We start from the raw sequence: 14,069 nt of genomic DNA on the forward strand, positions 1-14,069 counted from the left end.
TACCCGGAATGCGCAGCCATGTGCGCAGCCGTGGCATGCCGAACCAGTGAGGCTCGATCCACTCCCGGGGACACAGGGGGAGTAGGGGGAAATGTGCGCAGGACAATGCGCCGCCATCTGGGCAAGGTGGTGGCGGGTGCGGCCGTCGCGGTGGCAGGGACCGCGGTGATGGTCGGGATCACACTGCCGGGGTCGGTGTCGGCCCAGGAACCAGGCGGCAAGGGCGGCGGACGGTCTGTTCAGGGGACCGACGGGCAGGGCGGGGCGCCGGCGCCCGGCGTCGTCGAGCGGGCGCCCGCGGAAGGGGCGAAGGGCACCGGCGGCGACCCGTTGACCGACGACGAGGTGAAGCGGGCCGAGCGCATCGCGCTCGGTCGGCCGCAGTTCGCCGCCGGTGAGGACGTGGCGGGCGGGAAGGGGCCGCAGCGGCTCAGCGTCGACCTCGCCGAACCGGACGCGGACGAACTGGACGACCCGGACGTGCCCCGCCGCGCCGACGTGGTGTTCTACGACTACAAGGACGACACACTCGTCACCAGGACCGTCGATCTGGACACCGGGAAGGTCGAGAGGACGGGTGCCCAGCACGGCGTGCAGCCGCCCCTCGGCCCGGAGGAGAACGCCGAAGCGGCCAGGTTGCTGATCGCGGACCCGCTCGGCGCGGGCCTGAGGGCCGACTTCAAGGACGCCACCGGCAAGGAGCTCACCTCGCCCGGCCAGCTGATGCTCACGGGCATCGTCTACCGGGCGGCGCAGGGTGCCCAGCCCGCCGTCCTCGACAAGTGCGGCGAACACCGCTGTGTGCGGCTCTTCCCGAAGATCCCGAACGGCTCGTGGATCGACAGCCGGTCCTTCGTGGTCGACCTGAGCGCCCGCAAGGTCGGCAAGCTCGGCTGAGCCACGCGCCACCGCCCTCCGGGGAATCGTTTCCCCTCTTCCGTGGGCGCGGTGTCTCGCCTTCTCGTTCTCGTCTTTCCCGCTCTGTGCAAGAGGAGTCACTTCGTCATGCGTGTGAACAGAATGAGTCGTGCCCGCAGGCAGGCTTTGACCGGCCTGCTGGCCTTCGGACTCGCCGTCGGCGGCACCGCGGCCGCACCGGCCTACGCGGAGCACAAGGCCGCCGTGCGGGCCGCCGCCGAGTGCAGCGCAGCGTACCGGATCGAGCAGAAGCTCTCCACCGGCACCACCTGGCGGATGTGCTGGCGCTACGACAGCTACGCCGGTCTCGTCCTGGAGCACGTCTCCTACCTGCCCCCCGGTGAGAGCCGTCCGATCAAGGTCCTAAACAGCGCCCGGCTGGCCCAGATCGACGTCCCCTACGACGACGGCTCGGTCGAGTACAGCGACCTGACGGGCGCCGGCTTCGCACAGGGCCTGTCCGCCATGACGCCGGGCGAGTGCCCCGGCGGCACCATCAGGACCGTCAAGGTGCCGAACGCCTGGGACCCGCGGCACCCGAACGTCAACGGCTTGTGCACGACGACCCGTTCGCGCGGCCATGCCTACCGTATGCAGAGCGACACGGGGAACAAGGTCTACCAGACCCAGGGCAAGGATCTGCTGATCTACACCGTCAACAAGGTCGGCTGGTACGAGTACATCACCGAGTGGCGCTTCCAGGACGACGGCACGGTGAACATGAACGTCGGTGCCACCGGCAGCCTCTCACCGTTCGACTACGACGCGGGCGACGGCCGTGGCTGGCCGATCGGAAAGGGCGCCCGGGGGTACGCCACGAGCCACAGCCACAACGTCTTCTGGCGGCTCGACTTCGGCCTCGACGGCTCGTCGAAGAATCGGGTTGAGCAGTACGACTCCGTGGTCAGTCCGCCTGCGCGGGGCGCCCAGGCGCCGAGCAACAGGACCACGCGCACGAAGATCGCCAAGGAACTGGCGGGGGACGCGAAGAACATGCGCTGGTGGCGGGTCGTCAGTGACACCGGCAAGAACAGGGACGGCCATGCGCGGTCGTACGAGATCGTCCCGGGATCCAGCACCAAGTATCTCGGCCACGGCTTCACCAAGCACGACATCTACTTCACCGAGTACAAGGCGTGCGAACGCTTCGCCAGCGACAATCTCGGCAACTGCGGGAGCGGAGCCGGTAAGTCCGTCGACACGTGGGTCAATGGGCAGACCCTCACTCACCCCGTGGTGTGGGTGAACGTCGGATTCCACCACATAGCGCGTGACGAGGACCAGCAGCCCATGCCCGTGCACTGGCAGGGCTTCTCCATCGCTCCGCGCGACGTCACGGCTATGAATCCGCTCACGCCGTCCGCCCTTGTCGATCAGAACGGTCGTGTGGAAAACGGTGGTTGAGAAACGACCCTGTGCATCCGGCTGCACCGCGCAGCGCTCCCGGAGTACTCTTCCTTGATCGTTGGCTGGGGCCTGGCCCCTGGGGAGGCTCGGGGGAGCGGAAGGCGGTGCGCGGGTGGGCTCGGGAGGGCTGGAGCTTCCCCCTGGTGACGAGGGTCACGAGGGGAACTCCACGGATGTCCCGCCCGGGGCGGTATCCCTGGCACGGCCGATGGAAATGGGATCCATCGGACCGGAACTGGACTGGAACGCCGACGCATGGCGCGAGGTACGCACACGCGCCCAGCGTGCGGGGCGGGCCTACATCTGGCTGAACCTGGTCGAACAGCGGCTGCGCGCGGTCGTGGCCGCCGTTCTCCGTCCCATCTACGAACCCGTCCACGGGGACGACTGGGTGGTCGCCGCGGCCGGGCCGGCCGGCCAGGAGTGGGTGCAGCGGGCCGTCGCCGTGCGCGAAGTCAGCCGCCGCAAGGGCTATTTGCTCGACCCGGCCGACGACAACGTGCTCAGCTTCCTGACGCTGCCCCAGCTGCGTGAGCTGATGGTGCAGCACTGGCCGTGCTTCGAGCCGTACGTCGACGAGCGCCGCGACGTGGAACTCGCGCTGGACGAGCTGGAAGTGACCCGGAACGTGGTCTCCCGCAACCGGGCCCTGTCGGAGGCGGTCCTAGCGCAGGCCGAGCGTGCCTCCGCCCGGCTGCTCGAGATCCTCGGCACCGGCGGCGACGTGCCCTCCGCGCGACGCCTGCCCGTCGACGCGGTCGAGGACCTGGTGGGCGACCGGTACGCGGACGTGGTCGCCGTCCACCAGGACCGGGTGCGGCTGCTGCGGCAGTTCCCCGCCGAGGACATCTTCGGCGGCGCCCGCCGCCTCGACGCCATCGGCATCGGCCTCAACCTGCTGGTGCAGAACTTCTCCGGGCGCCGGCTGGTGCGGCTGGCCGAGTCGGGCTGCCGGGTACGCCTGCTGTTCCTCAACCCCGCCTCCAGCGCGGTCAAGCGGCGCGAGCGGGAGCTGGGCATCAGGAAGGGCGAGCTGAGCCGCGCCGTCGAGATGAACATCCTGCACATGCGCCGGGTGCGCTCGAAGCTGCGTGACCCGGACGCCTTCGAGATCCAGGTATTCGACGAGACGCCCCGCTTCACCGCATACCTGGTGGACGGCGACGGCGCGGACGGCATCGCGGTCGTGCAGTCCTATCTGCGACGCACCCGCGGTATGGAGGCGCCGGTGCTGGTGCTGCGCAACGGCAACCGGGTCGTCAAGTCGGACCAAGTGGACGAGGGCGGCCTGTTCCCGACCTATCGCGAGGAGTTCGAGCTGACTTGGGTGGATTCGCGGCCGGTGTCATGAACGGTCCTCCCCTGCGGAGGACCGTCCTCGGATTGTCAGTGGCGCATGGGAGGGTGGAGACCACTGGGGGAGAGCACCACCGAGAAGGGGGGCCGCCATGGCCTGGCACCGAGAGCTGCTGATCGGCTTCGACCTGGAGACGACCGGCACCGACCCGTATGAGGCGCGCATCGTCACGGGCGCGGTGATCGAGGTCCGGGACGGGCAGCCGCTGGGGCGCCGGGACTGGCTGGCGGACCCGGGCGTGGAGATCCCGGCGGACGCGGTGGCGGTGCACGGGATCAGCAGTGAGCGCGCGGCCGCCGAGGGCAGACCGGCCGACCAGGTCGCCGACGCGATCGCGGACGTACTGGTGACCTACTGGAAGACGGGCGTCCCGGTCGTCGCCTACAACGCGGCATTCGACCTGACTCTGCTCTCCGCCGAGCTGCGGCGGCACGGACTGCCGTCCCTGCGCGACCGGCTGGGCGGCGCGGAACCCGCCCCGGTGATCGATCCGTACACCATCGACCGATGGGCCGACCGCTACCGCCGCGGCAAGCGCAACCTCGAAGCGGTCTGCGCGGAGTACGGCGTCACACTGGACGCGGCGCACGACGCCGGGGCGGACGCCCTGGCCGCCGCCCGGCTCGCGGGGGCGATAGCGGGCCGCTTCCCGAAGATCGCGGCGCTCGGACCGGCGGAGCTGCACCGCCGCCAGATCGAGTGGTACGCGGCCTGGGCGGCGGACTTCCAGAACTTCCTGCGCGGCAAGGGCGACACGGAGGCGGTGGTGGACGGCACCTGGCCGCTTCGGAAGGCGACCGGGCAGAAGGTCTGACCTCGGGGCCGGTCTCAGAAGGCGTGCCAGCGGACCGTCTCGTCCCCGTCCCGCAGTGAGGCCACCCGCCGTTCGAACTCGGCCAGCGCCGCGGGGTTGCTCGGCGCGTGCTGGGCGACCCAGGCGCAGCTGGCGGTCTCGCGCGCTCCGCGCAGCACGGAGCATCCCGCCCATGCGCGCACGTCCCAGCCGTACGTCTTCGTGAAGGAGTCGTACGCCTCGGCCGCAAGCCCGTAGCGGTCACGGGAGAGGGCCATGACCACCAGGTCGTGCTCGCGCAGATCGGCCGAGAACGTCTCCAGATCGACCAGGACCGGGCCGTCCGGCCCGATGTGCACATTGCGGGGCAGCGCATCGCCGTGGATCGGCCCGGGCATCAGATGGGGCGTCAGTGCTGCCGCGGCGGCGGCGAAACCGTCCCGGCGTTCGCGCAGATATGCCGCATCCGCCGGGTCGATCGCCTCGCCCGCCAGCCGCAGCCAGCGCTCCACACCGCCCAGCAGTTCGCGGTGCGGCAGCGGGAAGGAGGGGGCGGGGAGCGCATGCACGGTGCGCAGCAGTTCGGCCAGATCCCGCGCCTCGGCCGGACGTACGGGATCGGGCAGCCGGTGCCACACCGTCACCGGGTGGCCGTCCACCAGCAGCGCCTCCGGCTCCGCGGCACGCACCGCGGGGACGTCCTCCTCGGCGAGCCAGAGCGCGATGTCCAGCTCCCGTCGCGCACGGTCGAGGAGTTCGGCGTCGCGCCCCACCTTGACCACGAGGTCACCGGCCGCGAACACCGCGTTCTCACCCAGGGCGAGGAGCCGCGCGTCCTCCGCCCGGCCCGGCAGCACACCTGCCGCGGCCAGTACCTCGCGCGCCCTTGCCTCGTCCATCGCCGCCTCCGTGTCCTGTCGTGGTGCCGCCGGTGGCGTCGGATGTCCGCCACCCGTCGGCCAGTGTCGCATTCGCACAGGTCGGACCCCCTGCGTGGGCGGGCGATCGCGCAGCCGACGCGCAGGCCATGACGGGGCGGCCCACACCCCGGCCACGTAGGCCGTCAGCTGCGGACGATCAGACCCCGACCTTCTCGCCCTCCAGGGCCGGCGGCGGAGGCGGGGCCGCCGCCGGGGACGACTCGTCGTGGCTGAGGTCGGGCAGCCGGTGCAGCCACCTCGGCAGATACCAGTTGCGCTCGTCGAGCAGGGCCATCACGGCGGGGAGCAGAACGCCCCGGATGACCGTCGCGTCGATGAGCACGGCGGCGGCCAGGCCGACACCCATCTGCTTCATGGACTGCATGGACAGCGTGCCGAAGATCGCGAAGACGGCGACCATGATGACCGCGGCACTGGTCACGACGCCAGGGTCACCACACCGTGTTTGAAGGCTCCCCTCCCTGAAGGGAGGGGATTCTCCACCCTCCAGGGTTGAGCTGGGATTCACGGCTCAGGCTGCCGTCTGGGCCGGCGGCCCAGGCGCCGAGCCGGCGACCTGTCCGGTGATCGGCGCCTGCACCCCTTCGACCTTGCCGAGCGTGTCCGGACGCACCGTGTCGCGCAGCAGGGCCAGGCTCTTGCCCGCCTTGTCCAGATCGGAGCCGCCGACCAGCGGGACGGAGATCAGGGCCACGTTCTGCGCGCCGTGCAGCTTGATGTCGACCGGGCCGCGGGAGGCTCCCGAGCTGATCGCCTCCGCACGGAAGGCGGCCAGCGCGGACCGCACCTCGGCGGCGTTGATGTCGTTCGCCTTGACGACGACCTCGGCAGGCTCGGAGCCGCCGGGGGAAGGCCCGGCCTATGGTGGTGCGATGACGACGATGTATGCGGCGCTGCTGCGCGCGGTCAACGTGGGTGGCAAGAAGGTGCCGATGGCCGAGCTGCGCACCCTCATGGAGGGGCTCGGCCACGACCGCGTCCGTACGTATCTCCAGAGCGGCCAGGCCGTCTTCGCGAGCCGCGACACGGACGAGGATTCCCTCGCCGCGGAGCTTTCGAAGGCGATCGAGAAGCACTTCGGGTTCTCCGTGGGGGTCATCGTGCGCGACCACGCCTATCTGAAGGCGGTCGCCGAGGCCTGCCCGTTCCCGGCCGCCGAACTGGATGCCAAGCAGTTGCATGTCACGTACTTCTCCGTGCCGGTGGACGCGGCACGGTATGCGGAGATCGACCGGGCCGCCTTTCTGCCCGAGGAGTTCCGGCTCGGCGACCGGTCCCTGTACCTGCACGCGCCGATCGGACTCGGGCGTTCCAAGCTCGCCGAACATCTGTCCAGGCCCCGGCTGATCAAGGGGCTGACCGCCACCACGCGGAACTGGAACACGGTCGTCAAACTCGTCGAACTCACCGCCGCGGACAGCTGATCGACGATGTCGCTCGGGCCGGGGCAGGCGCCGGACGCCTGCGGCCCTTCGAACCTCCGGATCCCGCCCGGCCCTCCCCCGAGGGCGAGGCGCGCACACAGGAACAGTGGCAGGTGCGCGGCGACAAGGTGCGTCTGGAACCGCTGGAGGGTGCCGAGCGGGGCGGTGGCTCCTCCTGGCAGTCCCTCACCCGTGACACGGGCACGATCGAGGCCGACCACCTCAACGGCGAGATCGTTCTGCGCGGTCGGCTGCACAGCGTACCGACCCGCTGAACGAGCTGCTGCAACGGCTCGCCACCGCGTTCGCGCGTGAGCGGCGGCCGGCCGGACCGCTGCCGGTGGCGGAGCTGGTGCGATGCACGGATGTGGCGGCGGCCGCGGACAGGGCTGTCGCGTTTGTTCAAGAGGATCACGCTGCTCGTTCCTAGCGTGGAGGCATGAGCGATCCCTACAAGAACGTGTATCCCTCCATGGCCGAATGCGCGGCAGAGGCCGCCCGGGTGGCGCGTGGCGTCCGGGCGGGCCGGCTGTCCGAGCCCACCCACTGCCCCGCCTGGGACGTCCGTGCCCTGGTGAACCACTGGGTCCTCTACACCTCCCACGGTCTGGAGCACCGCGCCCTGCGCACATCGCTCTCCGAGGAGCTGACCGCACGCGACTTCACCGCCGACCCGGGCTGGGCGCAGGCGTACGCCGACCAGCTCGACCGCGCCGTCGCCGCCTGGGACGACCCGGCCGTGTGGGAGGGCGAGATCGACCTGGGCATGGCGAAGATGGGCGCGGCCGAGCTGGCTGGGATGATCGTCAAGGAGATGGCCGTGCACGGCTGGGACGTCGCGACGGCCACCGGTCAGGAGTACCGGATCTCGGAGGGCGCGGCGCGGCTGGTGCTGGACGTGGTCGAGACCCATGGTGACCTCTACCGGCAGTACGACGGCTTCGCGGAGCCGGTCGCCGTCGCCGACGACGCTCCCGTGTTCGAGCGTGCGCTGGCGGCTAGCGGACGGGATCCGCGGCAGCGGCCCATGGGCAGATTGGACCACTGATAATTCTCTCCATTGGACCGAGCTCCCGCGCCATTCGAGGCCTAACCTCGGCGGCATGACGAACGACGCGCCCCCTCGTATCGACTTCTGGTTCGACCCCGCCTGCCCCTTCGCCTGGATCACCTCCCGCTGGCTGCTGGAGGTCGAGCGTGAGCGCCCGCTCGACCTCCGCTTCCATGCGATGAGCCTGTACCTGCACAACCTCGGCAATGAACTCCCCGCTTGGTACCGGGAGTTGGTCGACAAGTCGATCGGCCCGGTGCGCGTCGCCGTGGCCGCGGCCGAACGGTACGGGGAGAAGGTGCTGCGGGACCTGTACACCGCCTTCGGCACCCGGATCCACGAGCGCGAGGCCGAGGACTTCGACGCGGTGATCGCCGAGTCGCTCGCCGAACTCGGGCTTGCGGCAGACCTCGCCGAGGCCGCCCATGACCCGTCCCACGACGAGGCCGTGCGCCGCAACCATGACTCCGGCGTCGAGCCCGATTCGGGTGGCTATGTGGGGACCCCCACGCTGCACGTCGACGGAGCGGTCTGGTTCGGGCCGGTGCTGCGCGCCATCCCGCGTGGAGCGCGGGCAGCCGAACTCTTCGACAGCTTCCGGGTGCTGGCCGCGCACCCCGACTTCTTCGAGCTCAAGCGGACCAGGACCGAAGGACTTCGCTTCGACTGAGACATCAAGAGCGCGGTCAGGGAGGTGACTACTGCTCGGTGCGGGCTGCACCATCACCGGCGACCGCGGCTGGGCCACAGAGGGCCTGTGTCAGTACGTCGAGGCCGGCACCTGCCCGTTCGCGTCCTGGACGAAGATGCCGGGCAACGTGTTGTTCGCGTACGGGCGGCGGGAGCGGTCTGCGGCTGTCCCCGGCCATGTCGCGGGGCGCTCGTCACACGTGGGCGCCCCGCGGGCGTTCCCTCACCAGCGGTGTCACCTCCCCCGGGTGCCGGGTGCCGGGTGCCGGGTGCCGGGTGCCGGGGAGCCGGCGGGAGCTCAGGCTCCGAGAGCCGTCAGCGACGGCAGTCGTGCCTGGTCGTACCGCTCCAGCACCAACCGGGCCACCTCCCGATCGGGGCCGAGTACCGCAGCCAGGACGTCCGCCTCGGCGGCGCCCCGGGCGATGCGGTCCGGCAGGAAGCCGGGTGCCAGGACGTACGGTGCCACGGCCACCCGTGCGCAGCCGGCCGCCCGCAGTTCGCGCACCGCGTCCTCGGTACGCGGAAGGGATGCGGAGGCGAACGCAGGCCGCACGGCGCACCAACCGGTGTGCCGCCACTCCCGCGCGATGTCAGCGATCACTGCGATCGCCTCCGGGTCGGTGGACCCCGCCGAGGCCAGCACGACCCCGGTGGAGGACTTGTCGGCGGGATCCAGCCCCGCCTCGTACAGACGCCGCTCAAGGGCGTGCAGCAGCAGGGGGGAGGGCCCCAGCACGTCCGCCTGCCGGATCTGCAGCCGGGGCGGCGCCTGCCTCAGGACCGCCGGGATGTCCGCCTTCGCATGGAACGCCCGGGTCAGCAGCAGGGGCAGCGCCACGACGTCCCGGACTCCCTCGGCCGCCAGGGACTCCAGCACGCCCTGTACGGAAGGGACGTTGAAGTCCAGGAAGCCGGTCTCCACCCGCAGCCCGGGGCGCAGCGAGCGTACCCGTCGGACGAGGGCGTGCACGGTCGCGGCATGCCGCGGATCGCGGCTGCCGTGGGCGATGACGAGGAGAACCGGCCGGTGCATGGGAGATCAGCTCCTGACGAGCAGGCCGCGGCTGCGCAGCACCCGCCGCTCCAGCGGGCTGAAGATCAGCAGGTCGACGGCGATACCGACGAACAGGATCATGATGACGGCCTCGAACACCATGGCCATGGAACTGGAGTTGCGGCCGTTCTCCAGCAACGCACCGAGGCCGATGCCCAGATCGGGGGAGGAGGCGATGATCTCCGCCGCCATCAGCGAGCGCCAGGAGAACGCCCAGCCCTGCTTCAGACCGGCCAGATAGCCCGGCAGGGCGGCCGGCATGACGATGTGCCAGGTGCCTCGCAGTCCCGACGCCCCCATGGTGCGGCCGGCCCGCAGGAACAGCGGCGGCACCTGATCGATGCCGGACACCAGGCCGTTGGCGATCGACGGGACGGCGCCGAGCAGGATGACCGCGTACATCATCGAGTTGTTCAGGCCGAGCCAGATCACGGCCGGCGGCACCCACGCCACCGACGGCAGCGACTGGAGGCCGGACAGGATCGGCCCGATGGCCGCGCGCACGACCTTCACCCGGGCCACCAGCAGGCCCAGCGGGGTACCGATGGCCAGCGCGAACAGGAAGCCCAGCAGACCGCGCGAGACGCTGGTCCAGATGTAGCCGAGCAGCTTGCCCTGCAGCCAGGCGTCCTCGACCTCGCCCCACACGCCGGCCGGAGAGGGCAGCTTGGCCGGGTCGTCGACGACCTTGAAGGAGATCAGTGCCTGCCAGATCACCAGGACGACCGCGACGGCCAGGACGGGCGGCAGGATCTTGCTGACGAAGGTCTGCCGGAACGGGGTTCGACCCGTGGCCGAGGACTCCAGGGCGTCGAGCCCGGCCTCCAGGCCGCCGAGACCCGGGCCGTCTTCGGCGGGGGCCTTCGCCGTCGTGGCGGTGGTCTCAGTGCTGGCCATGACGGCGGATCTCCCCACGTAGTACTTCGGTGATCTCGATGGACAACTCCGCCACCGGGGCGTCCTCGATCCGGCGCGGCTGCGGTATGTCCACCTTCCACTCGCGTGCCACCCGGCCTGGACGGGACGAGAGCAGCACGACCCGCTGTGCCAGCCGCACCGCCTCGCGCACGTTGTGCGTGACGAACAGCACGGACAGTCCGGTCTCCGCCCAGATACGGGTCAGCTCGTCGTGCAGCACGTCGCGCGTGATGGCGTCGAGCGCCGCGAACGGCTCGTCCATCAGCAGCAGCCGGCTGTCCTGTGCCAGGGCGCGGGCCATGGCGACCCGCTGGCGCATACCGCCGGAGAGCTCGTGCACCCGCTTGCGGTACGAGCCCTGGAGGCGGACGAGTTCGAGCAGCTCCTCGGTCCTGTCGCGGCGCTCGCTCTTGGGAACCCCGCCGAGCTTCAGGGCGAGTTCGATGTTCTTGCCCGCGGTCAGCCACGGGAACAGGGCGTGCTCCTGGAACATCAGGGCGGGGCGCCCGTCGGTCGTGATGCTGCCGGCGGTGGGCTTGTCGAGCCCCGCCACCAGGCTGAGCAGCGTCGACTTGCCGCAGCCCGACGCCCCGAGGAGGGTGACGAACTCTCCCGGTGCCACATCCAGGGTGATGTCGTCGAGGACGAGCTGCTGCCCGGCCGGACCGGCAAAGGACTTGGAGACATGCTCGATGCGGGCGGCGTGCTCCACCGACGCGGCGCCTTCGGCGGCCTTGGCGAGGACGGTTGCCATGGTCGTCACCTCCTGGGAACTCATCGGGATACGGACTCAACCGACGCCGAGACCGGCGTCGTCGACCGTGCTCTCGCCCTCGGACTCGAGCACCTTGTTCAGAAGCGTGAGGTCGTAGATGCCGTCCAGCTTCGGTTCCTTCAGCAGACCCGCCTTGACCGCGTGCTGCGCCTCGGTGGTCAGGCTGGAGGCCAGCGGGTCGTCGGTGATCCGGATGGCCTTCCATGCCGGGTCCAGGACGTCGGCGGGCAGGGCCTTGCCGGAGTCGATCGCCACCTGCTTGTTCGCCGCGGCCTTCGCCTCGTTTGGATGGGCGTTGATCCACTTGTTGGTCTCGACGGAGGCCTTCAGTACCGCCTCGACGGCCTTCGGGTGCTCCGTGAGGAACGTCTGCGACACGATGATGTTCGTGATCACGAACTTCTTGCCCGGCCACAGCGACGACTCGTCGAGCAGTACCTTGCCGCCCTCGGCGACCAGCTTGGACGCGGTCGGCTCCGGCACCCAGGCGCCGTCGACGGAACCGGACTTGAAGGCGTCCGGAGTGACCTTGTTGTCCATCCGGAGCACCGAGACGTCGCCCTTGCCGCTCTCCGCGTCGACCTTCCAGCCCTGGTCGGCAACCCAGTTGAGGAAGGCCACGTCCTGCGTGTTGCCGAGCTGAGGGGTCGCGATCTTCTTGCCCTTGACGTCCTCGAGGGACTTGATCTTCTTGGGGTCGACCACCAGCTTCACCCCACCGGACGCCGAACCGCCGATGATGCGCAGACTCTTGCCTCCGGACTGGGTGTAACCGTTCACCGCCGGGGAGGGCCCGATCCATCCGATGTCGATCGAGCCGGAGTTGAGGGCCTCGATCTCGGAGGGGCCTGCGTTGAAGATCTGGTACTTGGCCTGCGTGGCGCCGAGCGACTTCTGGAAGAAGCCCTTCTGGACACCGACGAGCGCCGTGGCGTGGGTCAGGTTGCCGAAGTACCCGATCTTCACGGAGTCGAGGCCGTCGATCTTCTCGGCGCCGGCCGCGATCTTCTGGGCGGACGAGTCGTTCTGGGCCTGGGACCCGTATCCACAGGCGGCGAGCGCGAGAAGGGGAAGAGCGGCGAGCACGGCCATGCCGCGGCGCAGGAAGGCGGTGGGGTTGCCCCCGGTCGAGCGAGGCCGGGAAAGGGGGAGGTCGGCAGGCACGGGAGGGATTCCTCTCGTCGGCCCGGCGGTCACGGTTTTTCAGGCCGTGGCCGGGAGTTCGGCAGGTTTTCGTCGCCTCTTCAGGGACGTGGGGCGGGGGGACGACAGGGCGCGCGAGCAGTGCGGGTATGTCATCGTGCACATCGCGCCACTCCGCCCTGCCCACTGCCGAGGGCGCCGCTGCCGACGCGGCCGCCTTCCTTCGCGAACGTCGAGTAGAAGCAGGTGGTGGACATGGTCAGAAGTCCCACCCGTCGTCGTCGGCCTCGTCCTTCACCGGCTCGGGCGCGGCGAACGACTCACCGACCATGCCCGCGGTGAGCGTGGTGCCGTCGGCCGGGTCGATCAGGATGAACGAGCCGGTGCGGCGGGAGTCCGCGTACGAGTCGACCGGCAGCGGTTCCGCGGTCCGGATCTTCACACGGCCGATGTCGTTGGCGACGAGCTGCCCCGGATGCGGGTGCAGGGACAGGTCGTCGAGCGTGAGCCGGGACGGGATGTCCTTGACGATCGCCTTGACCGTGCGCGTGCCGTGCTTGATCAGCACGCGGCGGCCGACGGTCAGCGCCTCGTCGGCGACATGGCAGACCGTCGCCTCGATGTCCTGCGTGGTCGCGGGCGCGTCCTTGCTCGGCACGATCAGGTCGCCGCGAGAGATGTCGATGTCGTCCTCCAGCAGGAGGGTCACCGACTGGGTGGTCCAGGCGACGTCGACCGGAACGCCCAGCAGATCGATGCCGGTGATCCGCGAGGTGCGGCCCGAAGGAAGTACGGTGACCGACTCCCCGACACGGAACGAACCGGCGGCGATCTGCCCGGCGTAGCCCCGGTAGTCGGGGTGCTCGGCGGACTGCGGCCGGATCACGTACTGCACCGGAAGCCGGGCGTGGCAGTGGCTCAGATCGTGGCTGACCGGGACCGTCTCCAGATGCTCCAGGACGGTGGGGCCGCCGTACCAGTCCATGTTCGCGGACGGTTCCACCACGTTGTCGCCGGCCAGCGCGGAGATCGGGATGGCGGTGACCTCCGGGACACCCAGCTCGGACGCGTACGCCGTGAACTCCTCGGCGATCGCGGCGAACACGGACTCCTGGTGGTCGACCAGGTCCATCTTGTTGACCGCGAGCGCCACATGGGGGACCCGGAGGAGCGCGGCGATGGCGGCGTGCCGACGGGTCTGCTCGACGACGCCGTTGCGGGCGTCGACGAGGATCACCGTCAGCTCGGCCGTGGAGGCACCCGTCACCATGTTGCGGGTGTACTGCACGTGGCCGGGCGTGTCGGCCAGGATGAACCGGCGCCGGGGCGTGGCGAAGTAGCGGTACGCCACGTCGATCGTGATGCCCTGCTCGCGCTCGGCCCGCAGGCCGTCCGTGAGCAGCGCGAGGTCCGGGGTGTCCTGGCCGCGGTTGCGCGAGGCGTGCTCCACGGCCTCCAGCTGGTCGACGAGGACCGACTTGGAGTCGTGCAACAGCCGGCCGACGAGCGTGGACTTGCCGTCGTCGACGGATCCGGCGGTGGCGAACCGCAGCAAGGTGGTGGCCGAGACGTCCTCGGTCGTCGTCGTAGTCATG

General features: G+C 70.3%; 13 protein-coding genes and 2 pseudogenes. 8 read left to right on the plus strand and 7 right to left on the minus strand.

Going from position 1 to position 14,069, the window contains the following annotated elements; all coding sequences use genetic code 11:
• Positions 1–93: 93 nt before the first annotated feature.
• The 4 genes from VXC91_RS03290 to VXC91_RS03305 all read left to right on the plus strand — a co-directional run bounded on the left by VXC91_RS03290 (position 94) and on the right by VXC91_RS03305 (position 4,496).
• Positions 94–897: a Tat pathway signal sequence domain protein gene (locus tag VXC91_RS03290; RefSeq protein ID WP_329504934.1), complete on the plus strand. Its 804-nt coding sequence runs from the start codon at positions 94–96 to the stop codon at positions 895–897.
• Between the two features lie 108 nt (positions 898–1,005).
• The gene (locus VXC91_RS03295; protein ID WP_329504935.1) at positions 1,006–2,322 is read left to right on the plus strand and encodes a copper amine oxidase; all 1,317 of its coding nucleotides are present in this window, start codon (positions 1,006–1,008) and stop codon (positions 2,320–2,322) included.
• A 115-nt stretch (positions 2,323–2,437) separates the two neighbouring features.
• On the plus strand, positions 2,438–3,676 hold the full coding sequence (locus tag VXC91_RS03300; RefSeq protein WP_329504937.1) for an SAV2148 family HEPN domain-containing protein: 1,239 nt from the start codon (positions 2,438–2,440) through the stop codon (positions 3,674–3,676).
• A gap of 97 nt (positions 3,677–3,773) precedes the next feature.
• Entirely contained in the window at positions 3,774–4,496 is a 723-nt protein-coding gene (locus VXC91_RS03305) for a 3'-5' exonuclease (protein WP_329504939.1), read from the plus strand.
• A 14-nt stretch (positions 4,497–4,510) separates the two neighbouring features.
• Here the strand turns inward: VXC91_RS03305 and VXC91_RS03310 are convergent, their stop codons facing one another.
• Both VXC91_RS03310 and VXC91_RS46915 read right to left on the minus strand, forming a co-directional pair.
• Positions 4,511–5,374 (minus strand): phosphotransferase enzyme family protein, encoded by an 864-nt coding sequence (locus VXC91_RS03310; protein ID WP_329504941.1) that lies wholly within the window; start codon positions 5,372–5,374, stop codon positions 4,511–4,513.
• Positions 5,375–5,552: 178 nt separating this feature from the next.
• Positions 5,553–6,263 (minus strand): annotated as a pseudogene (locus tag VXC91_RS46915) (MMPL family transporter); the annotation flags it as partial.
• A 25-nt stretch (positions 6,264–6,288) separates the two neighbouring features.
• On the opposite strand from VXC91_RS46915, the gene VXC91_RS03325 reads away from it, so the two are divergent.
• From VXC91_RS03325 to VXC91_RS03340, 4 genes and pseudogenes are all read left to right on the plus strand, one after another.
• The gene (locus VXC91_RS03325) at positions 6,289–6,840 is read left to right on the plus strand and encodes a DUF1697 domain-containing protein (protein WP_329504943.1); all 552 of its coding nucleotides are present in this window, start codon (positions 6,289–6,291) and stop codon (positions 6,838–6,840) included.
• A gap of 98 nt (positions 6,841–6,938) precedes the next feature.
• A pseudogene (locus VXC91_RS03330) lies at positions 6,939–7,270 on the plus strand (ketopantoate reductase family protein); the annotation flags it as partial.
• A gap of 9 nt (positions 7,271–7,279) precedes the next feature.
• Positions 7,280–7,888 carry a TIGR03086 family metal-binding protein gene (locus tag VXC91_RS03335; RefSeq protein ID WP_329504944.1) on the plus strand — a complete coding sequence of 203 codons (609 nt, stop codon included), beginning with the start codon at positions 7,280–7,282 and terminating at the stop codon, positions 7,886–7,888.
• A 55-nt stretch (positions 7,889–7,943) separates the two neighbouring features.
• Positions 7,944–8,561: a mycothiol-dependent nitroreductase Rv2466c family protein gene (locus VXC91_RS03340; RefSeq protein ID WP_329504945.1), complete on the plus strand. Its 618-nt coding sequence runs from the start codon at positions 7,944–7,946 to the stop codon at positions 8,559–8,561.
• Between the two features lie 318 nt (positions 8,562–8,879).
• On the opposite strand, the gene VXC91_RS03345 is transcribed toward VXC91_RS03340, so the two are convergent.
• The 5 genes from VXC91_RS03345 to VXC91_RS03365 all read right to left on the minus strand — a co-directional run bounded on the left by VXC91_RS03345 (position 8,880) and on the right by VXC91_RS03365 (position 14,068).
• Positions 8,880–9,617 (minus strand): sirohydrochlorin chelatase, encoded by a 738-nt coding sequence (locus tag VXC91_RS03345; RefSeq protein WP_329504947.1) that lies wholly within the window; start codon positions 9,615–9,617, stop codon positions 8,880–8,882.
• Between the two features lie 6 nt (positions 9,618–9,623).
• Positions 9,624–10,535, minus strand: coding sequence for an ABC transporter permease (locus tag VXC91_RS03350; protein WP_329504948.1), 912 nt, complete (start codon positions 10,533–10,535; stop codon positions 9,624–9,626).
• A complete protein-coding gene (locus VXC91_RS03355) occupies positions 10,522–11,310 on the minus strand; it encodes an ABC transporter ATP-binding protein (RefSeq protein ID WP_329504949.1) in 789 nt (262 codons plus the stop codon). Before VXC91_RS03355 ends, VXC91_RS03350 begins: the two co-directional genes overlap by 14 nt.
• A gap of 36 nt (positions 11,311–11,346) precedes the next feature.
• Positions 11,347–12,423, minus strand: a complete 1,077-nt coding sequence (locus VXC91_RS03360; protein ID WP_329504976.1) for an aliphatic sulfonate ABC transporter substrate-binding protein — start codon at positions 12,421–12,423, stop codon at positions 11,347–11,349.
• Positions 12,424–12,733: 310 nt separating this feature from the next.
• Positions 12,734–14,068: a sulfate adenylyltransferase subunit 1 gene (locus VXC91_RS03365; protein WP_329504950.1), complete on the minus strand. Its 1,335-nt coding sequence runs from the start codon at positions 14,066–14,068 to the stop codon at positions 12,734–12,736.
• Position 14,069 lies beyond the last annotated feature (1 nt).

Origin of the sequence: Streptomyces chiangmaiensis, from assembly GCF_036281785.1 — a bacterium.
Classification (GTDB): domain Bacteria; phylum Actinomycetota; class Actinomycetes; order Streptomycetales; family Streptomycetaceae; genus Streptomyces; species Streptomyces chiangmaiensis.